Source organism: Hymenobacter sp. CRA2, from assembly GCF_002007105.1.
In the GTDB taxonomy this organism is placed as follows: Bacteria; Bacteroidota; Bacteroidia; order Cytophagales; family Hymenobacteraceae; genus Solirubrum.
This window is the reverse complement of record NZ_MVBC01000008.1, coordinates 58,876-82,278: the sequence shown is the minus strand read 5'-3', so window position 1 is coordinate 82,278 and position 23,403 is coordinate 58,876. Positions and strand designations below refer to the sequence as shown.

Genomic DNA, 23,403 nt, shown 5'->3' with positions numbered 1-23,403 from the left:
AAGTCGCACAAGCTTTGCTGTACGCAGCCCCGCCGCGTTTGGGCTACCCCGCCTCCATAATTTTCCGCCGGCGGTTGAGCTTCGCCGCTACCGCGTGGGGCCGATCTTGTACTGGTTCATCAGCCGCAGCAGCACGCCGTTGGTCCAGCCGAAGCCGTCCTGCGTGGGGTACTCCCCGCCGCCGGCCACCACGTGGGTATCCTCTACGTTGTACTTCTCCAGCAGCTTGCCCGTCTGCTCAAACACGCGCACGTTCGTGGCCACCCAGCGCTGGGCAATGGTGCGCGCCAGCTTGCCCTGCTTGTAGCGCTCCAGCCCTTCGATGGCCACGTACTGCAGCGGCGCCCAGCCGTTGGGCGCATCCCACTGCTGCCCGCTGTGGTTGAGCGTAGTCACCAGCCCGCCGGCTTTCAGAAAATCCTTTTCCAGCCCCGCGGCCACGCGCCGGGCCTGCGCGAGCGAGGCCACTTCACTGTATAGCGCAAACGCCGCAGCCAGGGTGCGGATGCGCGCCGGCTGCCGGGCTGTCAGGTCATAATCGACAAACCAGCCAAGCTGCTCATTCCAGCAGTAGCGCCGGATGGCCAGCCGGCGCCGCTCGGCCCGCTGCTGGTAGTCCTGGGCCACGGCCGTATTGCCCTGCTGTCGGTAGCTACGGGCCAGGGTCAGCTCCAGCCCGTAGAGCAGGCAGTTCAAATCCACGGGCACCAACTCGGTGGTGCGGATGCTGGCCAGCGTACCGGCCGGCCCGAACCAGCGGGTGCTGAAGTCCCAGCCCGAGGCGGCAGCGCTCCGCACGTGACGGTAAAATGTGGGCGCGGCCTGCTGGCTCTGCCGGGCCGTGGCCACGTCCTCGGCGTACGACTCCTCGCGGGCGTAGTCGCCGCTGTCCCAGTAGCGGTTCAGCACCTCGCCGCCGGGCAGGCGCACGGCGCGGCGGCTGGCTTGCCCGGGCTGCAGGGAGTCGCTACCGGCCATCCAGTGGGCATATTCGCGCAGCAGCTGGGGCTGGTAGCGCCGCAGCACCGAGTCGCCCTGCACCTGGGCCAGCAGCTCCACCATCGGCCCGAAAAACGGCGGCTGCGAGCGAGTAAGGTAGTAGGTGCGGTTGCCATTGGGGATGAAGCCGTAGCGGCTGATTAGGCTGGCGAAATTATCGACCATGCCGCGGATCAGGTCCGCGCGGCCGCTTTCGCGCAGGCCCAGCATGGTGAAGTACGAATCCCAGTAGTACACCTCGCGGAAGCGGCCGCCCGGCACCACGTAGGGTCGCGGCAGCGGGATGAGCGAGCTGTAGCGCCCCACCGAATCCTGCGGCTGCCGCCGCAGCACCGCCCAGAGCGTATCGAGGTGGTGGCGCAGGCCGGCGACCACGTGGCTGCGGTAGGCACTGGTGGCGGGCGCGGGCAGCTCGAAGTACGTTTCCACGAAGCGCCGCAGCTCGAAACCGGGCTGCGGCCGCTGCTGCTGGAAGGCCCGCTCGATTACCGCCGGCGCGGCCTTGGGCCGGGCATCCACGAAGGTTTTGCTGTCGGCAAACACGCGGCTCAGCTGCACGGCCTCGAATACCGTGGGGTACAGCTGCCGCGGCGAGGCTTGAGCCAGGACGGTTTGCACCGTTAGCAGCAGGGGCAGGCAGAGAAGCAGGAATCGGAGCATGGTAGGAGCGCGGCTTGGCGGTTCGCGGGTCGTTACTGAGGCTTGAGCGGGTCGCCGAACGGGTATTGTGCTGCGATACGCGCACTAAAGGTTAGCTACGCTGACCTTGGGTTTGTGCTGCACACCGGTGCGGGCTGGGGCTGCCAGCGCGAGGCCACGCCGCCCGTCACCAGCCGCGGCCAGCCGTCGGCGGTGTACTCCAGCCGGTCGAGCAGCATCACGCGGCGCGAGTAGCCCTGGTCGGCGTCGATGGCGTTGAAGGTGGGCTGCGCGGGGTCGATGGCGTGATAGGCCAGCCAGTCCTGCCCGGCCGCGTCGGTTATCACGCAGTTGTGGCCGGGGCCGCGCCAGTCGGCGTTGCCCTCCAGAATGGCACCGGGGCCGCCGGTAGCATCGGCCAGCGTTTCGAAGGGGCCGGTAGCTGCGTGGCTGCGCGCCACCAGCACGCCGTAGTGCGCGTCGGGGCCGCAGCAGTTGTTGCCGGAGTAAAACAGGTAGTACCAGCCGTGGCGCAGAATCACCCAGCTGCCTTCGATGAGGCGGTGGTAGTGGTGCTCGTCGTCGGGCTGGGCGGGCAGTACCTCCACAGGCTCGCTGCCGGGCAAAAAGGAAATGCGGTCGGGCGCCAGCTCCTGCACCCGCAGCGGCCCGAAGCCCGAGCCCCAGTACAGCCAGCGCCGGCCGGTGGCGGGGTCGTCGAAGGCCATGGGGTCGATGTCGGCGAAGCCAGGCAGGCCGGTCTGCAGCAGCGGCCGGCCAATATCTACGAAGGGCCCGGCAGGGGCGTCGGCGGTGGCCACGGCCAGGCACAGTCCGGGGCCCTGGTCGGGCTCGGCAGAGTAGTACAGGTAGTAGCGGCCCGCGTGCTCACTGACGTGCGGCGCCCAGAACTCCTGCGTGCCGCGGGCCCACACGGGTTTCTCGGGCAGGGCTTCGCCGAGGTAGTGCCAATGCACCAGGTCCTGGGAGCGGGCTACCTGAATATTAACGATGCGCCCGCCGAAGAGCTTGGTTTGGGTGCCATAGACGTAATACCAACTATCGGAAGCCTGAATAATGGTCGGATCCGGAAAATCGGCGTCGAGCACGGGGTTGCGGTAGCGGCCAGGAGCAGCAGGCATGGCAGAGCGACAATGATGCGGCTCTACTCTACGCAGCTCCACCGCCGAAAAGCCAACTTTTCAGCGTCGGCGGCTAACGCTGCCTCTAAATCAACACTTTACCTGACCAGTTATCGTTCGTGCGTAGCTCTTCTTACCTCCACAGTATGCACGGCGCCGGATGCGTCACCCGAGCAAGCTGGCCAGCGTTGCTTCCGGCACGGATTGCCCGAGACGGCTCAGGGCCTGCTGCAGCTCGGCGGCGCTGGGTAGCGGCGGCAGCTGTAGCCTGGCCTGCAAACTTAGGGTAGGCCGCAGCAGCCAGGTACTGGCCGCATCGGGGGCCGGGGCTGTGCTCATCACCCGGCAGCCGCGGTGGCCGCCGTGGTCATCCGCGGTAGCGGTTACGCTCAGGTAACGCCCGTTGAAGCCCTGCAGCCGCACGAAGAAATCCGCCGTGCTCAGGGTCAGTATCTCGTCGCGGCCCACGCCGGTAATCCAATCGGCAGAATGCGGGGCCTGTACCTGCACGTAGTAATTCCAGTCGTCGCGCACGCTGGCGTAGAGTGTGCGACCGGCGTAGCCGTTTTTGGGCGACAGGGCTACGTGCTGCTCGTCGAGCTTGTGCAGCACCCACACAAAAGAAGAGGCGTCGGCAGCGTCGCAGTTCAGGGCCGAATACAGCCAGTTGTAGGTCACGCGCAGGCGGCCCTGGTTCGAGAGCGGCAGTAGTTCGGCCTCCACCACGGGCCCGGGCGCGGCGGCTTGCCACAGCGTTGTCAGCATAGTGTAGGAACGGTTACAGGGCGGCTAGGGCCGGCTGGCTTATCAGGTGATGCTGGAAGGCACCAACTTCCTCGCCGATGGCCCGCCAGGTTAGCAGCGCCTGCTGCAGGTTGAGGTCGAGCAGCACCGCCACCGTGAGCGGCAGCTGCCCCTCCAGCAGCGGGTGCAGGTCGTCGGCAATGGCGCTCCAGTCGCCCAGTACGCGGCCGCAGGCCGTATCGACGGCCCGCGTAGCCTGCCCGATGGGTTGCCCCAAAAAGCCCAGCCGGTCCTGGTAGCGGCTGATTTCGGTGTCCACCACCCCATTGACGAGATGAAAGTTGCTGATCGGCTCGCGCAGGGCGTCGCAGGCCTGGCTAAGCACCTGGGTTCCTTGTCCGAGTTCGGTAAAGGCAGCCTGCGCCCGCGTGCGCAGCTCGGCGGGCAGGTCGGCGTTGGGGTCCAGCAGGGCTACTTCCTGGGCCAGGGGCGTAAAGCGCTGCCGGGCCCGCTCGGCATAGGCCGCCAGCTGCCGGCTTAGGTCGATGATACCGGGAAAGGTGCTCGTCTGCCATTGCTGGCACACCGTCATCAGGTCCGGAAAATGGGGCAGCATAACTTGGATTTCGCCGGCCAGAGGCTGGGCCAGCTGCGTCAGGCTCACGCGCTGCTGAATGGCCGCCCAGTCGGCGGGCGGCACGGTGAAGAGGTCGGCCACGGAGGCCCGGGCAATGTCCACGGAAAGGAGCAGGTAAAAAGTTTACAGATGGTAGCTACGCCGCAAAGCGCCGGGGCCAGGGCCGTTGCCCCGCACCCCGGCGCTGTTGCTAAAGCGAAGCCGGATCAGGATTCGGCTAGCAGGGCCGTCGGCGCCTGGGCCTCGGCGCGGGCCACGCGCTTGGCGACCGTGCCGATGGCGCTGCCTTCGAATTGCAGCGTGACCTTGCGCAGCTGCGCGAGGTCGAGGCCCGCGTTGGCCGGCAGCGGGTTGACGCGCACCGTCCACTCGGTAAAGGGCGTGGGCTGGAAGTAGGCGTATTGCACCTCGTTGTCCACGCGCCCGTCCAGCTCGATGTAGCCCAGGGAGCCATCGGGGAAGCGCCAGTCGGGGTGGAGCTGGTGTCCTTCGGGGCCTTCCACGTGGTACTCGAAGGGGCGCTTGAGCGGCGCGCTGGAAAACAGGTATTCCTGGCCCTGAAACTGGTCGCGGTAGTTGCCAGAAGTGCTGATGGTCAGGCTGATTTTCTGCTTGCCGCGCGTCTGGGCGCCTTCCAGCCAGGCCCGCACCGCCGTGATGCGCACCCGGTTGAGCCCCAGGAAATCGGCCTGCGCGGCGGGCATGGCCCAAGTGGCGGGTTGCCCCTGACGCAGAGCCTGCAGGAAGGCCTCGTCGGTGATGTCCACGTGCTTGTTGCTCATCACGCCGGGAGCCGGGTTGAACTGCTCCAGGGCCGCGGCCTGATCCAGGGTAATGGCCGTGAGCGACTTCAGCCCGCTTTCCAGCCCCCCTACTTTGTCGAGCACCTGCGGGCGCACCTGCGAGGGTGCCAGCGCCCAGTAGGCGTAGGAAGCCCGATAATTGTGCAGGGCCGCCAGCAACGATTCCTTCGCGTCGAGGTAACGCTGGAAGAACTGCTGCATCATCGCCGCCGTGGCCCGTTCGCCCACTTGCAGCGCCTTCACGTAGGCGTCGAGGCGCTCCTGCTGCTGCGCGGCCAGCTGTTCCTGCAGCAGCACGCGGGCGTATTCCTGGGCGGCCTGCACCGCCGCCAGCTGGGCCGAGGCCACGGCCTGACCGTAAATCACCAGGATGTCCAGCTCGTTCTGGTACTCGCGGGCAAAGTTGATACCCTGCGCCACGGGCGTCTCCAGCACCGAATGCACTTTCAGGCTAAAGATCTGCCAGGCGTCGCCGGCCGACAGGTCGCCGGCCTCCGCGTCCAGGTTTAGCTTCTTCAGCATCTCCACCAAGCTGTGGGCGTCCTTCATGCTGCCGCCGGCCTTCACGAAGGCCAGCACCATCACCCCCATCTTCTGCAGGCCCAGCACTAGGTTCTTGAGCTTTTTCATCGCGTCCACCAGCTCCTTGGCCATCTTCACGACGCCCGCGGTGCTGCTGGCCGCCGAGGCCACGGCCTCGGTGGCAGCCACGGCCTGGCCGAGGGCCGCCGGAGCCGCCGCGGGCGCAGCGGCGGGCGCCGCCACAATGGCCCCGATGGCGCCGACGCAGGTTATCACGGCCGTGCCCATTTCCATCAGGCCTTTCAGGATCATGCGCCGCTCGTACTCGGGCAGGCCGGCTTTCTCGAAGTCGATGCCGGTCATCTCCGCCTTGTGCTGCTGGGCGTTGAAGTTGCTCAGGGCCTTGTCGACGGCCGCCTGGGCATTCTGGTAGTTGGTGGCGGCCTGCTGCTTGAGCGCCTTCACGTACTGGCTCTGGTACTGCGCGTTGTCGCGCAGCGCCATGGCCTGCTCGATGTTCTGCTTGGTGAGTACATCCTGTGTATTCAGCGCCAGGTACTTGTTCTCGTATTCCTGGGCTTCGGCCACGAAGGCGCCTGCCAGTTGGGTGTACACCGAGGCCGTGAGGTAGGGCACAAACGCCGCCCCGTTGGCGCGGGCGTTGATTTGCGAGGTCAGCAGGGACACCAGCGTGCAGCTGCGCCAGAACAGGCCCTGCAGTTCCTCGGCTTCGGCGGCCCAGGCTTTCACCCAGTTCATGATGCCCAGTGCCAGCGGCGGGTTTTCATCGTAGAGCAGCGAGCCGAACAGGAAGGCGTTGGTCAGAGCCAGGCTCATGGCCTCGGGCAGCTGGTTGGGTATGCCCTGGGCGTGGGTCAGGGGCTGCAGGCGGGGCAGCTGGTCGGTGTCCAAATGCAGCTGTACCCCGTCGCCGGCCAGCGGGGCGGCCACCGTAAAGTTGGCTGGCTGGGCCTGCCCGCTCAGCACGGCCTGCGCCGTCCAGCTGCCGCTGATTTCGGCGGCGTACAGCACGAGGCTGGCCGTGTTGCTGTGGCGGTAGTCGAGCACCACGGCGGCCTTGTCCCCCACTTCTATCCGGCGGGCCTGCACTACCAGCGCGGCGGAGGCCAGCAGCCAGGTAAGCCGCGCGGGCACGGTCAGCACATCGGCGTAGAGTGTTACCTGGGCCGGCGCATGCCCGGAGGCATCCAGGGCGGCTTTCACGGCGCCCAGATCCAGGTGCATGGCCCGAAAAGTAGCGCTGTTGGGGGTGATTATGGCGTCGGTGGCGTAGGGCACGCCGCCCTGCACTTCGAGGCCCTGGTAGAGCGCCGCCCAGTCGGCGGCGCTCTGTGGGAGTTGCGAATGGCTGGTCGTCATCGGTTGGCGGCGTCGGACTAGGCGGTGGCTTCGGCCGGCTCGGCTACGGCCTGCACGGGCGCCGTGGAGTTGCCGTCGATGGAGATGTAGGCGTTGGTGCGGTAGTCGTTGGCCTCGGTGGCCACGTTCTTCCAGGCCACAATGGCTTCCTCGATGCCCAGGTTCATGATGATGGGCAGGGCCTGGCGAATGTCCTGGTCGATCAGCGAAACGATGTTTTGCAGGTCGGCGTGCAGCGCGCCCCAGATGCCCTGAATCTTCTGAATCACCGGCAGGGCCTGCGCCAGGTCCTGGGTAATGCGCGTCATGCCGATTTCGGCGTTGTGAATGGCAATGAGCAGGTTGGCATCGGCCGCCAGCTGGGCGTTCATCTTGTCGATTTTGGCCTGCGCCGCGTGGATGGTGTCCAGCGCCGCAGTGGCGCGGTGGCCGTACACGCCTGCCACCACGGCGGCGGCAATGAGGCCCTCGGGTATCAGCCAGGCGTAGGTGGGCGTGGTGGCGGCCACCGTCACGTCGTAGTTGTACTCGTCGGTGGCTTTCTTCACGATGGCCTGCTCGTCGGCAATCTGCTTGGTCAGGTCCTGCACTTCCTTGCTGGTGGTGCCGTACTTCTCGTTGTACTTCTTCACCAGCCCGCTCTTTCCATCGGGGCCCAGCAGCGTGGCTTTGTCGGCTTCGGTTTGGGTGGCAAACTCGGCTACCTGCTTATACACGGCGCCGGCGCGGTCGGCTTTGTCCTGCGCCGACTTCGACAGGTTGTCCAGAATGGCTTTGAGCGCTTTTTGGGCCTGCGCGTTATCGGGGTCTTCGGTCAGGATGTCGGCTTCTTTCTGAATGGCGCCGTAGTACGTCGGCACTTTCAGGTTGTAGGATACGATGTCGCTGGCCAGGTCGACGCTGGCCGGATACGTGGTCTTCTTCCACGTATTGCAGTGCGTATTGATGGCTTTATAGCAGTCGATCAGCTCCACGAAATCCTTCAGGTCGGCGGGGGCACCGGCGCCCAGCGACTTTTTAAAGGCCTCATCGGTAATGGGCAGCGCCAGGGCGTCCGTTACGTACACCTGAATGGCGTACCACTCAGCCTTGGAAAGCAGGAAGGGCCGGCCACCGGTGGTACCGGGAGTAGCGAGGCCAGCGGGGCTAATGTTAGGGGAAGACGTGGTGGTCATGGATGTGAAAAATTTGATGATAGATTGGGTTGAAAAGCAGCCCAATCTTACCGCCTCATCTTTCGGTGCCAAAGGAACAACCCTGCCTGGCTGTGACTACCACTTTACGACCGGGCTGTATAACGCCCTGCCGGAACTGGACAATTCCATTTATTATTGATACACTACAGGTGCATAGTAGTCAATAGCTTACCGCGCCGTTCCCGTTCTGAAACTTGCAATAATCTTAACACGACTCTAGCCAAGCGGTGGAAATCAGCGGCTTCCGCGGACAAATCTTCCCCAAACCACGCCGCCGTGGCCGACGTATGATGTGGCCCGCTAGCCGTTACAGCGGAGCTGGTGTTCGGCGTCCGGCCAGCCTTACGCCTGCTGCTGCAGCCACAGGTAGGCCGAGGCCACGTCGTCGAACGAGGCTACTACCGGCTTGGTGATGTGGCGGATGACGTTTTCGGTGGCTTCGCGGGCCTCAAAGTCACGCGGGTACACCCAGGCCACGTACTCCAGCCCGGCGTTCATCATTTCCTCCAGCCACCACGCGCCCCACAGGGTCAGCTGCATCGATTGGCGCGTCACGCTGGAGTTGTCGTTGAGAATCTTGCGGCAGGGCCGGGCCCGCAGCGCCTCCAGCATCTGCAGGCACGCCGCCTGCGACGACTCCTGGTCGTGCTCCCCGCGCCAGTCGGTGTACAGCCAGTGGTTGGCTTCGTCGTAGCCGATGGCCAGGCCGGGGGTGTTTACAAAGAAATGCAGCTGCATTGGTGGAATGCGGGTAATAAAAGGCGGGCAACAATAAAGGTACGCGTTTGGCCCGCCAATGGCTGAGCAGCGGCCACCACCGGCCACGCGGCCTACGTATACCGCGCAGCTTTTTTCGGCGGCCGGGCAGCCCTGCCCGTATCTTACGCGCCCTTACTTCTACTCCCCTACCCTCTTCGTTGCTTATGGAAGGCTTGGCCAAAATCGAAGACCTCGGCAAGCCGCGCGTCGTCATCGTGGGCGGCGGCTTCGGCGGCCTCGAACTCGCCAAGGCGCTGCGGCACGCCCCCGTGCAGGTGGTGCTCATCGACAAACAGAACTACCACACGTTTCAGCCCTTGCTCTACCAGGTGGCCACGGCCGGGCTGGAGGCCGATACGGTGGTGTCGCCCTTCCGCCAAATCCTCGACGAGCAGCAGAACCTCTACTTCCGCCTGGCCGAGGTGCAGCGCATCGACGCCGACCGGCAGGTGGTGGAAACGTCCATCGGGCTGGTGCGCTACGACTACCTGGTGGTGGCTACTGGTGCCACCACCAACTACTTCGGCGATGCGCAGATGGAGCGCAACGCCATTGCCATGAAAAGCGTGGAGGACGCCATCGAGCTGCGCAACACGGTGCTCACCAACTTCGAGAAGGCCCTACAGCTCGGCGACGAGGAGCAGCTGAACTCCCTGCTCGACTTCGTCATCGTGGGCGGCGGCCCCACGGGTGTGGAAATTGCCGGGGCCCTGAGCGAGCTGCGCAAGCACGTCTTCCCCACCGACTACCGCGAGCTGGACTTCCGGCAGATGGATATCCACCTGATTCAGAGTGGGGACATACTGCTGAAGGGCATGTCGGCGGAGGCTTCACAGGCCTCGCTGAAGTACCTGGAGGATTTCGGCGTGCAGGTGCACCTGAACAAGCGCGTGAAAAGCTACGACGGTTATACCGTAACGCTGAACACCGGCGAAACGCTCGTCACGCGCACGCTCATCTGGGCCGCGGGTGTGGCCGGCGCCCCGCTTACGGGCCTCGCGCCCGAATGCCTGCGCAAGGGCGGCCGCTACGCCGTCGACCAGTACAACCGCATTCAGGGCTACCCCAACATCTTCGCCATCGGCGACATTGCCGCCATGGTGTCCGACGCGTACCCCGAAGGCCACCCCATGCTGGCCCAGCCCGCCCTGCAGCAGGGCCGCCTACTGGCCCATAACCTCACCCGCCTGCTCGCCCAGCAGCCCCTGGAGCCCTTTCGCTACGACGACAAGGGCGCCATGGCCACCATCGGCCGCAACCACGCCGTGGCCGACATCAAGCTCTTCGGCAAAGAATGGCGCACGCAGGGCTTCCTGGCCTGGCTGATGTGGACGTTTATCCACCTGGTTTCGCTCATCGGCTTCCGCAACCGCTTCGTGGTGCTGCTGAACTGGACCTGGAGCTACTTCACCTTCGACAAAGGCCGCCGCTACATCATCGGCCGCGTGCGCCAGCCCGTGCCCGTGGAAGCCACCACGGCCAAGGCCATAGTCTAGAGCTAAGGTTAGTTCCCCTCCTCAGCTGAGGAGGGGCTAGGGGTGGTTGACCACTCATCAGAACGTCCAACAAAGCCCATCATGTCGAGCGCAGCCGAGACATCTCGCGGGCTGACGCTAAATAGTATCCCTACCCCTAGCCTTTCAACCCCCCCCAGCCCCTCCTCAGCTGAGGAGGGGAGTTAGTTTTAATCTTAGCTCAAGGTAGTAGCTGGTTTTTCGGTCCCTACCTCCTCCACCGGCTGCACGAACACGTGCTGCACGTCGGCGTAGTGCTCCTTGATGTTGGTCTGCAAGCGCGCTACGGCCGTGGTCACCTGCGCGGCCGTTAGCGCGGGCTCGAAGGTGACAGGCAGCACCAGCAGCACCTCGTGCGGGCTCAGGTAGGTGGAGAGCGGCGCCCCCACGGCGTGCACGGCTTCGTCGGCCTGCGCCAGGGCCACCACCTGGGCGCGCAGGGCCGGCTCGGCCGGCTCGCCGAGCAGCAGACTTTTGTTTTCGCGCAGCAGCAGCAGAGCTACTATTACCAGTATCACCCCAATCAGCAGCGAGGCCACGCCGTCGAGGTAAGGGTTGTTGAGCTGGTGGCTGAGAAACACGCCGAGGAAGGCCACGATCAGGCCCAACAGGTCGGCCGCGTCCTCGAAGAGCACCACGAACAGCGAGGGGTCTTTGCTCGCCCGAAACGCGGCCCAGAACGACATTCCCGAGGCCGCCCGTTGGGCATTGAAAGTGCGCAGGGCCACCACAAACGAGGCGCCATCGAAGCAGAAGGCCACGCCCAGCACCACGTAGTTCCACAGCGGGTTGCTCATCTCCGTGGGGTGGCGCAGGTGCTGCACGCCCTCGTAGACGGAAATGCCGCCGCCGATGCCAAAAATGCAGACCGCCACGATAAACGACCAGAAGTACAGCTCCCGGCCGTAGCCGAAAGGCCGCTGCTCGGAGGCCGGCCGCTGGCTTTTGCGCAGGCCCAGCAGCAGCAGCCACTCGTTGGCCGTGTCGACCACCGAGTGAATGCCTTCGGCCAGCATGGCCGAGCTGCCGGTAAAGGCCGCGGCCACAAACTTGATGGTGGCAATGGCCAGGTTGGCCGACAGGGCCGCAATGATGGCCGTTTTGGACGAAGGCGGCGCGGCGCCGGTGGTAGCGGAAGCGTCGGACATAGGGAGCAGTAAACAGTAGCTCGGCCGCAGGTGGCCCCACAGCTGCCTGCTTGGTACGCGCCTGGAGGCAGCGCGGCCGAAGAATTCGCGTAAAAGCCACTTCTTCGCGCCGCGGCCGCCGCAGCGTTTGCTTTTCCGGCTCGTCCTTATTTCCCTATGACTTACTCCGCCCTGATGTTTACCGGCCTGCTTAGTGCGGGCCTGCTGTTGCGGGCCGCCGCGCCGTCGCACGGCCAGGCTGCGCCGGCTACCAGCCCCGTTATTGCCCCGCAGGCCAAACTGCAGCTGGTGGCCCGGCAGTTCAAGTTCACCGAGGGCCCGGCCGTCGACAAGGCCGGCAACGTGTTCTTCACCGACCAGCCCAACAACAAAATCTGGAAGTACGACACCAGCGGCAAGCTCAGCGTGTTTCTCGACCCGGCCGGCCGCGCCAACGGCCTGTACTTCGACCAGAAGGGCAACCTGCTGGCCTGCGCCGACGAGCAGAACCAGCTCTGGTCCATCAGCCCGGCCGGCAAGGTAACGGTGCTGGTGAAGGACCTGCAGGGCCGCCGCCTCAACGGCCCCAACGACCTGTGGCTGAACCCCAAAAACGGCAGCCTCTACTTCACCGACCCCTACTACCAGCGCGACTACTGGACGCGCACCACCTCCGAGCTGGACGGGCAGAAACTGTACTACATGGCCAGCCCGCAGGCCGCGCCCGTGGTAGCCGACGACCAGTTCCGGCAGCCCAACGGCATCATCGGCACGCCCGACGGCCGCACGCTCTACGTAGCCGACATCGGCGCCAACAAAACCTACCGCTACCGCATCGGTGCCGACGGGAAGCTGCAGGACCGGCAGCTGTTCGTGGAGCAGGGTTCCGACGGCATGACCATCGACACGCAGGGCAACGTGTACCTCACCGGCAAGGGCGTGACCGTGTACAACGCTGCCGGGCAGCGCATTGAGCACATCGACGTGCCGGCCGAGTGGACGGGCAACGTGTGCTTCGGCGGCAAAGACCGGCGCACGCTCTTCATCACCGCCTCCGACGCCGTTTTTGTGCTGCCGATGCGGGTAAAAGGCGTGCAGTAACGGGCGGGGCGCCCCCGGTTAGCAACGCCGGTAACCGGGGGCCAGCCTCGGGCAATATTCAGCGGGCAAACCAACCGTTTACTGGTTTCGCTCGTTTGCTAAGTGCCCCACCGCTACGTGCTATGCTGCAAACTGTATCCCTTCTTTCTCTAGCCGGTCTGCTGTGCTACGCCGGCACGGCCCAGGCCCAACACTCCACGAGCGGCTCCAGCCCGGTGCCCGGTCAGTCGGCTCCCTCCTCCGCGGCGGCTTCTTCCGCGCCCACCTCTTACGTACTGCAAGGGCAGGTGCTCACCGAAGACAGCCGGCCGCTGCCCGGCGCTACCATCCGCGTAGCCAGCAACAAGCAGGTGTACATCACCAACTCGGAAGGCTACTTCTCCTTCACCTCGCCGCAGCCCGCCGAGGAAGTACAGGTCAGCCTGGCCGGCTACGACGAAACCAAGGCCCAGCTGCGGCGCGGCCCGGTTACGCCCATTTCGCTGAAGCTGCTCCCCGGCACGCGCTTCAAAGCCGACGGCCGCATCAAGAAAACCGACAGCACAGGCAAGATCCGCTAGTAGCACCCGCCCTATGGTCCCATGCCGCCACCCCACCAGGAGGGCGGCATTGTTGTTTTCCAGCGAATCTGACGGTGTAGACAATAACACTAAAGCGCGGTCCTGAGAATGGTTGGGCTATGGTACCATCCGTGCGTTCATCTCCCTAGCCCCGCCAAAATATTTACCTTATTCAATAAATACTTGCACATTATTATTTTAAACTTAATATTTAAACAAACTTAAATACCAATTCATCATGCGCACTATCTTCTTCTCTTCCCTGCTGTTGGGCTGCCTGCTGGGCGCTACTGCGGCGTATTCCCAGTCTTCGCTCCCTACCAAGCCCGCAACGGAGGCAACGGAGCCGCAAGTGATTCGCGGGCAGGTCCTGACCGAAGACGGCCAGCCCCTGCCAGGCGCCACGGTGCTATTGAAGGGCACCAAACAAGTGTACAGCACCAATTCCGACGGCCAGTACGCGTTTGCATCAGCGCTACCGACCCAGGCAGTACAGATCAGCCTGCTGGGCTATGCCGACGTGGACGCGACCGTGCGCCCCGATGTCACCAACTCCACTATTCTGCAGATGCTGCCGGGAACCCGCGTCAAGAAAGGCAAACTGATAGCCGTAGGGCGTGAAACGGCTCAGTAAGCCTCAAGCCACCGGCCCTGCTTCCGCCCGCGGGGCTATCTGCTGGCAGCTCCGCGCCGCTGGCTCTTGGCCGGTTCGGGTTCGGAAGACTTTAGCACGTATTGGCTGACTGCTCAACTCGCATCCGTGAGCAAAACCGGCGCAGCGGCCATAGTGCTCCTGCAATGAGTGGAGCGCGCGAGTAGTTGTAACTAAGTCATTCACTCATATAATTTTTTTACGCCAGACGCATTGCAAAACATGTATATACAGCTGATATTGCTCCATTCGCGGCACCAGCCGAACTGCCTCCCGTCCCATTCTGCCTGCACACCTATTGTTCCCCATTTGTCACCCCCTACATGACTATACTCCTACCCACATGTTGCCTTCAGCTTCAGACGGCGTCCTCGTGGCAGCGCCGCCTTCTCTGCATCGGCAGGGCCTGCTCGCTACCCTGCACGATGCCTGGCCAACCCTAGCGCTTACCCTCACCCCCGACGCCGCGCAACTGCCCGCGCTGCTCCGCCAGCAAGCGTTTGCGCTACTTATCCTCGACGGTTCGCTGTCCGGCCCCCAATTGCCGGAGTTGCTGGATACGCTGCGTCGCGCCCGCAGTCAGCAGCCCATGCTGGTGCTGACCGGCCAGCGGCTGCCGCCCAGCATGCGGCAGGCCCTGCAATGCCACGTAGCGCTGCTGCCCCGGCACACCACGCCGCAGGAAGTTATAGCCGCCGTGCGCCCGTGGCTTAACGGCGCTTCTGGTGGCAGCATCTCCCCCGTTTCCTCTTTTCCCGCCCGGCACCATGCTCCGCCCACGCCTTTCAGCCGGCGCGAGCTGGAAGTGCTGCGCCTCGTCGTGGACGACCACTGCAACCAGGAAATTGCCGAGCAGCTGTGCCTGAGCGTGCGCACCGTGGAAAGCCACCGCCGCGCCCTGCTCCAAAAAACCGGTGCCCGCACGCTGGTGGGCCTGGTCGTGCAGGCCATGCGCGAAGGATGGGTAGCGGCCTGATGCGCGTCCCATAACCGCAGCGACAAGGCAGCCTCTGAAAACGCTTCATGCCGGGTCCGGAACCGATTCAATAGCTACGCCCCAGATGCCCAACCGGCAAGCAGCCGGCACGACATGCCACCGCGAGCTTTCCGGGTATGCCCAAACGACGTCGCCCCGGCCGCATATGCGGCCGGGGCGACGTCGTCCTGAAAAAAGCAGCTGCCGAGCTAATCTACAGCGTGGCCCGGCGGGCCTGCACAGCGCCGATGTAGGTGTTCAGCTCCGTGATTTCGGCTTGGATGCGCGCCAGCTTCAGCTCCTGGTTGAGCGCCCCAACGGCGCTACGCGCCTGCTGCTGCGCAATGAGGGAGCTTTGGCGGTTTTCGGCCCGCCGTAGCGCCGCCTGGTTTTTGCGCTTCACATCGGTGTCGGGCAGCGTGGGCAGCAGCACCTGCAGCGCCCCGATTTCGGAAGCCAGGCTGTCCAGGGCGGCTCGCGTTTCGGTGGCGTTTTCGGACGTGTTGTCGCGGCGGAGCGCGATGCTGGCCGCGGAGCTGTTCAGCTCGCGCAGGTCGTTTTGGGCTTGCGCCAGGGCCAGGTCGCAGTCCGCGGTGTTGGTAAGAAGGCTGACGGTGTACGCCATAATAAAAAGGAGTTAGGAATAGATGATGGCCCGAAACTAGGCCTCGCCCTACTCCTTCGCAATCAGGCATATTGCCGCAAAAAGTAGTCGTGGCAAAATCCACCACGACTACGGGGTAAAATTGCCACGACTACCAAGCAGCCACTGCTGAAGCTCAGCCACTTCGGCTTCTAACAGGCGCAAACGCAGCATTTGCAGCGCTTGCGCCGTGGTGGGCTCAGCCGCCAGCCGGGCCAGGGCCAACTCAGCCTGCGTTTCCAGCCAGGGCCGCAGCCGTGCATCCAGGGGCTGCGCAGCGGCATTGGTCGGCTCCGCCAACAATTGCGTGAGGGCCGCCAGCCAGCGCCGGGCCTGCTCCGTTTTGGTTTGGGTACGGGCGAGTTGGCGGCGCCGCCGTTCGGCTTTTACCTGGCACACGCGCAAGCGGTCCTGCACCGCCGGCACATCCAGGGGCACCGGCGGCGCCGTGGAGCTATCCATTGGCAATGGCACCGCGGCAGTTGCCACATTTTCTGGTGGCATAAGCTTCACTAGCCGCTGCAGGCGCCGCGCTACCTCCTCGGAGAATAGGTGCCGGCCGGCCTCTATGTGCGCTATCTGACTTGCCGTCACGCCCAGCAGCAGCGCCAGCTCCGCCTGCGACAAGCCAAAGTAGCCTCGTACGGTGGCCGCCAGGGCAGTAGAAAAGGTAAACCGCATAAAACTGCTGTTTGGATAAGCCCTTGCCCCGCCCATACCTTGGATTCAGCAGGCCCGGCCGAACTCAGCGAGGCGTCCGTTGGTAGAAGCGACTATCAGTTCCGCCGACGGACTGACTAAAGTTCCCGAAAAAAAACTTCTGGAACTTTAGCCGGCTTTTTTCTGAAAAGAGAAAAAGGTTTTCCTTTTCGCCGCGCAGAAAAGTTTTTGAAGAGCAGGCAGAGGCTTCCATGCATACCCGCTTAGCTGCTACCTCACAGCTGCCTTTGTGGGTGCAATGAAAAATCAATCGAAGCGGTGACATGCACCGGCTTTGCAGGCCGCAGCTCAAGGGCCTTGTTCACAAACCACCCGAAACTGCTGCTATGCCGTCCGACCTATTACCCCCCTACAGCAGGCTCACGGCCCGTGTAGCGACACTGTCGAGACGCCTGCTTGCGTCTCAGCCGCTGACTGATTGGCGCCTACTCGGGGCGGGCGACTGAGACGCAGGCGGGCGTCTCGCCACTAGCTTTGAAACCGTTCTGGCAGCTCCCATAGCAGTTGTATCCGCCTCGGCAATCAGCGTGCGGCGAGCAGCGAGGACAGGGCATCGGGTGAGGGCTGTTGTCGGCTGCGCCAACTTTAGTATCTGGTTGGAATTATACAAAATGCTAGCAGCTATAGCTTGCCCTACCTGTGGCGTTACTGCAATTTTTCTTTTCCTAAAAACGTCAAATCAATACTTCAAATCACCTTTTCGGTTATTCCCCGAAGCCCGGCCGCACAAGCAATGCAAATCCTGATTAACTTACCCTAGGCTCCTCGTCGCGCCTTGTCCTATTTCGCCCGCTGTAAAGAGCCGTTCAATGCTCTAACCAGACGGCCAGGGACAAGCCGACCGGAGCCTTACTGCCCCCTTTTCACCTTCACCACCTTGCTATGAAACTGCTTGCTACCCTCACTTTCGGCCTGGCTTTGACGGCCGCGGCCCAGGCTCAACAACTAGTGGCCCAACCCGACTCGGCCCAAGCGGCCACTGCTCCGAGCGTGACGCCGGCTGCCGCAACGGGCGCTCCTGCCGAAGTGGCCGCGACGCCTGCGGCCCCGGCTACGCTGGAGTGCAACACGCTCTCCGGCCGCGTGGCCGACGCCTTCGATTACCCCCTGACGGGCGCCACCGTGATGCTGCGCACCCGCGACCAGGTCTTCAGCGTTGACGCCTTCAGCACCAACGGTGACGGCCGCTACCTGATTACCTCCAAGAAGCCGATTCCCCGCGACGCGGTGCTGCAAGTCAGCGCGGCGGGCTACACCAGCGTGGAGCAGCCGCTGAGCAGCTGCAAGCCGCTGGATATTTCGCTGGAGCTGCTGCCGGGCACCAAGTTTAAGTCGGACGGGCGGATCAAGAAAACGGCAACGGCGGGCAAGGTGCGCTGATTACCAAGCGGCCCGCCACCCCAGCTCTTAGCGCCGGGCGGTAGAACGACCAACGTTCTGCCGCCCGGCTTTTTTGTTTGCTCAGGCCTCCCGGCAACGAGAAGCCTGGCTGCTAAACCAGTCTAATATTCAGTGCTACCACTGATTTCCTGCTGAACAATACCGGGGAAGTTTAGCCGCTTGTTTCCTCATCTGTAGAATCTTAAAATCGGCACAACACAAGTCTAATCGGCTCGGCTGCTTTGAAGCCGCACGTTCTTCTACTTACTGCATGAAAACAACTTTACCTCGCTTTTACTCCCGCCTGCTCGCATTCCTGTTGGCAACTGCAGCTGTGCTGCCGCAGCAACTCCAGGCGCAAAATGTGCAGCTAACGGTTACGGCCTACAGTGCTACCGGCAGCCCCAGTGCGGTTGTTGGAGGCCTTACCCTGCCCACCCTGCCCGGAAGCGCTGCTAACAACGCAGCCTATACCATTAAGATAGAAGGCTTTCCCATCCCACACAAGGAGGGCGTTACTGCAGGAACCAGCATTACCCGCTCGATCTGGGCAAACGGCCCGCAGTTTGATTCGCGGCTGGCTGCGCGCATTCTGTTGGATACCATGCGGCGGTATGCCTGGCGGAACGACGCTGTAAACAAGAACCTGCAAGCCCATCCGCAGAGCTTCGCCAGGCAGCTGTTGCTTGTCCGGGGTGCCCGCCCATTTGGCAAATGGAAGCGCCAAGGCTCAACGGAGGAGCAGGCCATTGCGAAAGGCTTCATCGAAGCCGTCAGCGCGCAGCTGGCCAGCGAGTACACCAAGCACGTGCTGTCAGGCGCAGGCTTGACCGAACAACCCGTCACTACCCAGCACCGGGTACGGCGCCAGGAATACACCATCAGCAGCAACAGCGACTTCCCGCGGTATCTGAAACCGGGCGCAGTGGTCAAGTTTCCGTTTCAGCAGCTGAACTGGTTGAAATACGCTCCCACGGTGGAAAGCCAGGGCTTTGTGCGTGAATACGCCCAGGACAAAGAATTCGCTTCTTCATCTGGTGCTAAGACGGATTCAGCTAAGAATGATAAAGCAGCGCACGGTATACTTCCTTCAGAGTCCTTAACAGTCCGGGAACAAAAACTAGAGGTAGCAATAGCGGACTTCAAAGAACTGGTGGCAGAGCTGGAGCATACTTACCGGGCCGATTATTGGCCTTCGGTACAGGAGGATCTGGAAACCCGTACCAAGCTGGTTGAGAAGGTCTTTGGGGTGAGCTTCGTTTCAGCCCGGCAGTTCACCGAAAAGCCACAAACCCTTCAGCAACAAGCAAGTACCCTACTTAAAGAAGCCGACGCAGCTATTGCTAAAGGAAAACCGAAGCAAGCCGTAGAAGAAGCCCAGTCGGTAAAAACCCGCCTAACGCCAATACTGGATTACCTAAAGCCCTACACGACAGCTACGGATGAGCAGAAGCGGCTGGCGACGCTGGGCGATGCCCTGGTACAGCTGCGCACCGCTACCCGGCCCCGAGTGCCTACCGTCCTGCTGCTGCCGGATGATAAGGACGAAGCCGATGTAACCATCACCTATAAAATCAGGTCTGAGTATCAGTCGCCCAGCGGCGTGACCCTCACCCCTCTAGCGGCGCAGAAGTTTACCATTCTGCTGCTGCCCCGCTTCCGGATTACCGGTTCCATCGGGCCGTACTACAGCGGGTTGGTTGACCACCGCTTTTCTTTCTTGAGCGACTCTTTGCTTACCGGCCGTACGCAGGGCACAGCGGCGGATACGACGACGCGCAAAGTGTACTCGCCGCGCAAACGCATTGAGCGCGACAACGACGACGAATGGTTTAGCAGCGTTGGCGCCAGTGCCTTCATTCACTTCGAATACCGCCTCAGCCCTTTTATTGGCCTGGGTACAGCCCTGGGCATAGGCGTGCAGAACGACGGACCGCGGCTCCTGTTCGGTCCCTCCGTCTTGTTTGGCAATAGCCAACGCGTAGCGCTTTCGGGCGGCGTAGCGACCGGCCGCGTGACGCGGCTGGCCAGAGGCTACGCCGAGGGCCACGAAAACGCCATCAAAGACCCGGGCACCTCGCAAGTACCGACGCGGGTAGTCAACGCGGCTTCGTGGTTTGTGGGCCTCAGCTATAATCTATCCAGTAGCCGCAAGTAAAGCGCATTGCCTGCCGGCCAATTCTCCTTCACGCCCACTACCACCGCTTGTCATGGAAACTACTACCCCCAGCTCCGCAACGCCGGCAGATGACGCATCGGCCCAAAACGCCCAGCGCCGCTACTGCACTATCAAACAAGGGCCGGCGCCGGCTATTCCGGCGGGCATTCAGCCCACCCGCGCCATTATAGTAAAGGACACGAAGAAGCGCTGGATAAATGGCACCGTGCTGCACTACTACTTTTTCAACCGCCCTACCGATGGCGGCTACCTGACTTTTACTGATGGACACCAGGAATGGCGCTCCTGGGTGGGCGCCCCCGATCAACAGGCCATAGTCAGGTGGGCCTTCCAGCAGTGGAAAGCACTAGGCATTGGCCTGGAGTTTCGGGAAGTGTTCAGCCGCGAGCAGGCCGAAATTCGCATCGGCTTTATGCAGGACGACGGCTCCTGGTCCTACGTCGGGCGTGACCAGGTGCTAAGCATCCGCGATGCAAACCAGCGCACCATGAACTTCGGCTGGAATTTGAGCGACGCCTACGGCCACGATACTGCCCTGCACGAAATCGGCCACACGCTGGGCTTTGAGCACGAACACCAATCCAATTTTGCGGGCATCGTCTGGAACGAGCCGGCTGTAAAGGCCTACTTCGGCAAAGGCACCGCTAACAACTGGGACGAGGAGACCATTCAGCTCAACATCCTCAATAAGGTAGCGCCCAACAGTGTAGAAGGCTCCAACTGGGACCCCAACTCCGTTATGGAGTACCATTTCGCGCCGGGCCTGGTAACGGCTCCCCAGCCCTACGACCGGACAGGCATTACCCCGGCCGGTGGTCTGTCGGCTCAGGACAGGCAGTGGATTCTGCGGGCCTATCCCCCGTTGAGGCCAGCAGCGATGCTTCTGCCGGGCCAGGTAGAGGAAATAGGCACCGACAGCGGCACCCAACGGGACTTTCTGATTAAGCCAACCCAAACGGGCCTTTACGAAATAGCCACCTCCGGCCCCGACGATGCCGATACCTTACTGGTATTGTTCAAAGACCAGCCAGCGGCGGCTTCCACCCCGGGCCCGCTGTTTCTGGCGGGTGACGACGACAGCGGCGAAGAGCGGAAGGCCAAGCTCCGGGTAGAGTTAACAGCCGGCCGCGAATACATATTGCGAGCCAAGCAGGTATACAACTCTTCAGCGGAGCCATCCATCATCAAACTGACAGCAGCCAATAGCTAACGGACGGCTGCGAACCTATTCATAAGAAGGAAGGACCAAAGCTGGCCGGGAGTCACTTATAAATTCCCGGCCCGTTCTAAGCTCTAAAATCAAGCCGGCTATAGGTGCTTCGCGCAGCTATGGCCGGCTTTGCATTTGTACCATAGCCTTCCTGATCGACCCACAGTCGTTTGTGGCCGAAGACGCGCGGTGGGGTGCATGGTGCGGGACCAGACTGCTGGGTCGGGGCCTTGTGGAAGGCCGCAGGTCCGGCCCAGAACCCAGAAGGTGGTGGCAGCTGCGGAGTGAGGCTGATATAATTAGCCACGAGGCGGCAGTCTTTCCTTGCGCCCAGCTCAACCAGCCGGCAGGTGGTACATGCGGCGCTCTGAAAGCTAGCAGCTCTGATTATTTCAGTGGTGGCACTGATTCATTACTTGCTGACAATGAACAGCTTTAACACATCAGTTTCCTTTCAGCGCTGAGGAAGACCGGTGCCGCCCCCTGCCTGCCATGCTCCCGGTTTGGGGGGTTGCCCTCCCTTGCGGTAGCCCTGCCTGCCGCCAGGGCAAGGCCTTGTGCATGTGTACTTCATCACCTCCAACTTCATTTCTTCCGCTATGAACGCTCCTGCTTCCGCCGCCTCGGCTATGACCTTCGAGCAAATCGACCAGCACATCGGCGATTTTGATTTTCAGCAGTACATGGCCGGCGCCACCCCAGCGGCTGCCGGCTCCCCCGACCGGGCCATGGCTCCCGCAGCGGCTGCCGGCCTCGACCTGGGTAAGTTCTGCCCGGTTTATGGCAAGGTAAAACCCATCCTGACGGCCTTGCTGGCATTCCCACTCATCCCGGAAAAGTGGAAGACCGGCATTCGGACCCTGACGAGCCTGCTGGATGCCGTGTGCCCCTAACGTTTGTCTCCAGGACACCGAGGGTACCCAGGCGCTTCCGATACCGCAGGGCACCAACGCCACGCTTACCGAACGTTGGCTGCCTCGGGGGCGCAGCTATGTCCTGCGGAGGCGTCTTGAGTACCGGGTACCGGGCCCTGCTCCGGCCGCCATGCTGTGCTAAGGTGTAAGCATAGACCCTTTCTCTCCTCCAAATACCTGATCCATGGCCTCTGATTTAACTGCTGATGTTCGCGTAGGCTCTGCCCTATGGATTACCGTTCTGGGCTTACTGATTACCGCGGCCCTTGCCGTTTACCTGGTAGCGCAAGGCAAGCCCGTGACCGATGTTGTGGCCCTGGTCGGCGTATTTACCAGCCTGATCGGTACCCTGGTCGGGGCTTTCCTGGGCATTCAGGTAGGAGCCCAGGGAAAAGCCAAGGCCGAGGAGGATAAGGCCAAGGCGGAAGAAATTACCCGTCGGGCGCTGGCAGTACTCCCACAGGAGCAGGCCGACATGGTATTGGGTCGTTAGCTGTAAGCAGCACTGCCTCCGCTACCTCCGCTTCTTAAAGCCTGTTGAGAAATTCAGGTTTTGGTCATGCTTCGACAAGCGGACGCCAGATCAAGCATGACGTTCTGATGGTCATTTGAGCAAAATCCCAACACGCTCCTAGTTTTTGCCAACGCCTTATTACGTAACCTTATGCTGGTAGCCGTCGATGATGTTCAACTGGAGTGGCACCCCACCCTGGGCCTGCGCAGCCGCTACAAGCTGGCAACGGAGCCAGACTGGTCGGGGTGGCAGGCACTAGGCCCCGCTGAGCACGGACTAACCGCCCTGCTACTCAGTGGCCAGCCCCTGTGGTATAATCTGCTGACCGGCACGCTCTGCGTGGGCAACAGCTACGCCGCCGCGGCAGCCGACCTGGCCCCGGCGGCCGATATCATGCCGCTGCCCACGCCCAACGCCAACGATGACGACGCGGCCAAACAGGAGGAAACGGCGGCAATGGATGCCGACTCTACATCCGACGCCGGCGCGGCCAGGGCCCTGGCGCAGCCGCTGCGCTTGTCCGGGCCCTGGCGCACGGCCGGGTCGCTGCTGGCGCTGCTCAACCAGGTTAACCGCCGCTACCCCAACCGCAGCAAGGTCAGCGACGGCACCATCGGCGACGCGGCACACCAGACCACCAATTCCGACCACAACCCGCACGTCAGAGACGGGAGCATGGGCGTGGTAACGGCCCTGGACATTACCCACGACCCGGCCCGGGGCTGCGACGCCGGCCGGTTGGCCCAAGCCCTGATAGCCAGCCGCGACTCACGTTTGAAGTACGTGATTTGGAACCGGCGCATCGCCACCGCCGGCCCCATCGATGTGGCAACGGCCTGGACGTGGCGCCCCTACAACGGCACCAACCCGCACGACCACCACGTGCACATCTCGGTGCAGCCCAATAAGACACTCTACGACGCCGTTACGCCCTGGGCAATGCCCTCCTAGCTTTAGTCTGCGCTGCGTTGCCGGCTTCTTCTCGCGGCGTACGACCTACTGATTCGCGGTCGAAGAGGCATACCCTCTCATATGGCTCACGGGTTGACACCTATCACAGTGGACGGCAGAAGAGGTTCGGGTAGGCTTAGC

The 23,403-nt window shown here is 62.9% G+C and carries 21 protein-coding genes; 11 read left to right on the top strand and 10 right to left on the bottom strand.

Annotation, left to right across the window (positions count from 1 at the left end; genetic code table 11):
• Positions 1-87 precede the first annotated feature (87 nt).
• The 7 genes from treA to B0919_RS13735 all read right to left on the bottom strand — a co-directional run bounded on the left by treA (position 88) and on the right by B0919_RS13735 (position 8,800).
• Positions 88-1,659: an alpha,alpha-trehalase TreA gene (treA, locus tag B0919_RS13765; RefSeq protein WP_078012857.1), complete on the bottom strand. Its 1,572-nt coding sequence runs from the start codon at positions 1,657-1,659 to the stop codon at positions 88-90.
• Positions 1,660-1,754: 95 nt separating this feature from the next.
• The gene (locus tag B0919_RS13760) at positions 1,755-2,780 is read right to left on the bottom strand and encodes a glycoside hydrolase family 43 protein (protein WP_078012856.1); all 1,026 of its coding nucleotides are present in this window, start codon (positions 2,778-2,780) and stop codon (positions 1,755-1,757) included.
• A 165-nt stretch (positions 2,781-2,945) separates the two neighbouring features.
• Complete coding sequence (locus tag B0919_RS13755; RefSeq protein WP_078012855.1) at positions 2,946-3,545, bottom strand: hypothetical protein; 600 nt, start codon at positions 3,543-3,545, stop codon at positions 2,946-2,948.
• A 13-nt stretch (positions 3,546-3,558) separates the two neighbouring features.
• Positions 3,559-4,263, bottom strand: coding sequence for a hypothetical protein (locus tag B0919_RS13750; RefSeq protein WP_078012854.1), 705 nt, complete (start codon positions 4,261-4,263; stop codon positions 3,559-3,561).
• A 104-nt stretch (positions 4,264-4,367) separates the two neighbouring features.
• Entirely contained in the window at positions 4,368-6,866 is a 2,499-nt protein-coding gene (locus B0919_RS13745) for a hypothetical protein (protein WP_078012853.1), read from the bottom strand.
• Between the two features lie 17 nt (positions 6,867-6,883).
• The gene (locus B0919_RS13740) at positions 6,884-8,041 is read right to left on the bottom strand and encodes an alpha-xenorhabdolysin family binary toxin subunit A (RefSeq protein WP_078012852.1); all 1,158 of its coding nucleotides are present in this window, start codon (positions 8,039-8,041) and stop codon (positions 6,884-6,886) included.
• Between the two features lie 363 nt (positions 8,042-8,404).
• A complete protein-coding gene (locus B0919_RS13735) occupies positions 8,405-8,800 on the bottom strand; it encodes a hypothetical protein (RefSeq protein ID WP_078012851.1) in 396 nt (131 codons plus the stop codon).
• A gap of 185 nt (positions 8,801-8,985) precedes the next feature.
• Between B0919_RS13735 and B0919_RS13730 the strand changes: the two genes are divergently transcribed.
• Positions 8,986-10,317, top strand: a complete 1,332-nt coding sequence (locus tag B0919_RS13730; protein ID WP_078012850.1) for an NAD(P)/FAD-dependent oxidoreductase — start codon at positions 8,986-8,988, stop codon at positions 10,315-10,317.
• A gap of 194 nt (positions 10,318-10,511) precedes the next feature.
• On the opposite strand, the gene B0919_RS13725 is transcribed toward B0919_RS13730, so the two are convergent.
• Positions 10,512-11,483, bottom strand: a complete 972-nt coding sequence (locus tag B0919_RS13725; protein WP_078012849.1) for a cation diffusion facilitator family transporter — start codon at positions 11,481-11,483, stop codon at positions 10,512-10,514.
• Between the two features lie 156 nt (positions 11,484-11,639).
• Between B0919_RS13725 and B0919_RS13720 the strand changes: the two genes are divergently transcribed.
• The 4 genes from B0919_RS13720 (at position 11,640) to B0919_RS13705 (ending at position 14,751) form a co-directional block, all read left to right on the top strand.
• Positions 11,640-12,563, top strand: a complete 924-nt coding sequence (locus B0919_RS13720) for an SMP-30/gluconolactonase/LRE family protein (protein WP_139362121.1) — start codon at positions 11,640-11,642, stop codon at positions 12,561-12,563.
• A gap of 122 nt (positions 12,564-12,685) precedes the next feature.
• Positions 12,686-13,123: a carboxypeptidase-like regulatory domain-containing protein gene (locus B0919_RS13715; RefSeq protein WP_078012848.1), complete on the top strand. Its 438-nt coding sequence runs from the start codon at positions 12,686-12,688 to the stop codon at positions 13,121-13,123.
• Positions 13,124-13,361: 238 nt separating this feature from the next.
• Positions 13,362-13,757 (top strand): carboxypeptidase-like regulatory domain-containing protein, encoded by a 396-nt coding sequence (locus B0919_RS13710; protein ID WP_078012847.1) that lies wholly within the window; start codon positions 13,362-13,364, stop codon positions 13,755-13,757.
• Between the two features lie 361 nt (positions 13,758-14,118).
• Positions 14,119-14,751, top strand: a complete 633-nt coding sequence (locus tag B0919_RS13705) for a response regulator transcription factor (RefSeq protein ID WP_078012846.1) — start codon at positions 14,119-14,121, stop codon at positions 14,749-14,751.
• A gap of 214 nt (positions 14,752-14,965) precedes the next feature.
• Here the strand turns inward: B0919_RS13705 and B0919_RS13700 are convergent, their stop codons facing one another.
• Together B0919_RS13700 and B0919_RS13695 are read right to left on the bottom strand one after the other, a co-directional pair.
• Positions 14,966-15,376 (bottom strand): hypothetical protein, encoded by a 411-nt coding sequence (locus B0919_RS13700; RefSeq protein ID WP_078012845.1) that lies wholly within the window; start codon positions 15,374-15,376, stop codon positions 14,966-14,968.
• 108 nt (positions 15,377-15,484) lie between these two features.
• Positions 15,485-16,075: a helix-turn-helix transcriptional regulator gene (locus tag B0919_RS13695; protein ID WP_139362120.1), complete on the bottom strand. Its 591-nt coding sequence runs from the start codon at positions 16,073-16,075 to the stop codon at positions 15,485-15,487.
• Between the two features lie 921 nt (positions 16,076-16,996).
• On the opposite strand from B0919_RS13695, the gene B0919_RS13690 reads away from it, so the two are divergent.
• The 6 genes from B0919_RS13690 (at position 16,997) to B0919_RS25505 (ending at position 23,262) form a co-directional block, all read left to right on the top strand.
• Complete coding sequence (locus B0919_RS13690) at positions 16,997-17,494, top strand: carboxypeptidase-like regulatory domain-containing protein (protein ID WP_078012843.1); 498 nt, start codon at positions 16,997-16,999, stop codon at positions 17,492-17,494.
• 271 nt (positions 17,495-17,765) lie between these two features.
• On the top strand, positions 17,766-19,652 hold the full coding sequence (locus B0919_RS13685; protein WP_139362119.1) for a hypothetical protein: 1,887 nt from the start codon (positions 17,766-17,768) through the stop codon (positions 19,650-19,652).
• A 52-nt stretch (positions 19,653-19,704) separates the two neighbouring features.
• Positions 19,705-20,883: a M12 family metallopeptidase gene (locus tag B0919_RS13680; protein WP_078012841.1), complete on the top strand. Its 1,179-nt coding sequence runs from the start codon at positions 19,705-19,707 to the stop codon at positions 20,881-20,883.
• A 599-nt stretch (positions 20,884-21,482) separates the two neighbouring features.
• The gene (locus B0919_RS13675; RefSeq protein WP_139362118.1) at positions 21,483-21,776 is read left to right on the top strand and encodes a hypothetical protein; all 294 of its coding nucleotides are present in this window, start codon (positions 21,483-21,485) and stop codon (positions 21,774-21,776) included.
• Between the two features lie 205 nt (positions 21,777-21,981).
• On the top strand, positions 21,982-22,290 hold the full coding sequence (locus B0919_RS13670; protein WP_078012839.1) for a hypothetical protein: 309 nt from the start codon (positions 21,982-21,984) through the stop codon (positions 22,288-22,290).
• A 171-nt stretch (positions 22,291-22,461) separates the two neighbouring features.
• Positions 22,462-23,262 (top strand): hypothetical protein, encoded by an 801-nt coding sequence (locus B0919_RS25505; RefSeq protein WP_217701032.1) that lies wholly within the window; start codon positions 22,462-22,464, stop codon positions 23,260-23,262.
• Positions 23,263-23,403 lie beyond the last annotated feature (141 nt).

Coding starts and splice junctions, on each gene's coding strand:
- B0919_RS25505 (WP_217701032.1), top strand. CDS start 22,462: ATGCTGGTAGCCGTCGATGATGTTCAACTGGAGTGGCACCCCACCCTG.
- B0919_RS13675 (WP_139362118.1), top strand. CDS start 21,483: ATGAACGCTCCTGCTTCCGCCGCCTCGGCTATGACCTTCGAGCAAATC.
- B0919_RS13745 (WP_078012853.1), bottom strand. CDS start 6,866: ATGACGACCAGCCATTCGCAACTCCCACAGAGCGCCGCCGACTGGGCG.
- B0919_RS13735 (WP_078012851.1), bottom strand. CDS start 8,800: ATGCAGCTGCATTTCTTTGTAAACACCCCCGGCCTGGCCATCGGCTAC.
- B0919_RS13680 (WP_078012841.1), top strand. CDS start 19,705: ATGGAAACTACTACCCCCAGCTCCGCAACGCCGGCAGATGACGCATCG.
- B0919_RS13725 (WP_078012849.1), bottom strand. CDS start 11,483: ATGTCCGACGCTTCCGCTACCACCGGCGCCGCGCCGCCTTCGTCCAAA.
- B0919_RS13730 (WP_078012850.1), top strand. CDS start 8,986: ATGGAAGGCTTGGCCAAAATCGAAGACCTCGGCAAGCCGCGCGTCGTC.
- B0919_RS13710 (WP_078012847.1), top strand. CDS start 13,362: ATGCGCACTATCTTCTTCTCTTCCCTGCTGTTGGGCTGCCTGCTGGGC.
- B0919_RS13685 (WP_139362119.1), top strand. CDS start 17,766: ATGAAAACAACTTTACCTCGCTTTTACTCCCGCCTGCTCGCATTCCTG.
- B0919_RS13695 (WP_139362120.1), bottom strand. CDS start 16,075: ATGCGGTTTACCTTTTCTACTGCCCTGGCGGCCACCGTACGAGGCTAC.
- treA (WP_078012857.1), bottom strand. CDS start 1,659: ATGCTCCGATTCCTGCTTCTCTGCCTGCCCCTGCTGCTAACGGTGCAA.
- B0919_RS13670 (WP_078012839.1), top strand. CDS start 21,982: ATGGCCTCTGATTTAACTGCTGATGTTCGCGTAGGCTCTGCCCTATGG.
- B0919_RS13720 (WP_139362121.1), top strand. CDS start 11,640: ATGACTTACTCCGCCCTGATGTTTACCGGCCTGCTTAGTGCGGGCCTG.
- B0919_RS13760 (WP_078012856.1), bottom strand. CDS start 2,780: ATGCCTGCTGCTCCTGGCCGCTACCGCAACCCCGTGCTCGACGCCGAT.
- B0919_RS13740 (WP_078012852.1), bottom strand. CDS start 8,041: ATGACCACCACGTCTTCCCCTAACATTAGCCCCGCTGGCCTCGCTACT.
- B0919_RS13715 (WP_078012848.1), top strand. CDS start 12,686: ATGCTGCAAACTGTATCCCTTCTTTCTCTAGCCGGTCTGCTGTGCTAC.
- B0919_RS13705 (WP_078012846.1), top strand. CDS start 14,119: ATGTTGCCTTCAGCTTCAGACGGCGTCCTCGTGGCAGCGCCGCCTTCT.
- B0919_RS13700 (WP_078012845.1), bottom strand. CDS start 15,376: ATGGCGTACACCGTCAGCCTTCTTACCAACACCGCGGACTGCGACCTG.
- B0919_RS13755 (WP_078012855.1), bottom strand. CDS start 3,545: ATGCTGACAACGCTGTGGCAAGCCGCCGCGCCCGGGCCCGTGGTGGAG.
- B0919_RS13690 (WP_078012843.1), top strand. CDS start 16,997: ATGAAACTGCTTGCTACCCTCACTTTCGGCCTGGCTTTGACGGCCGCG.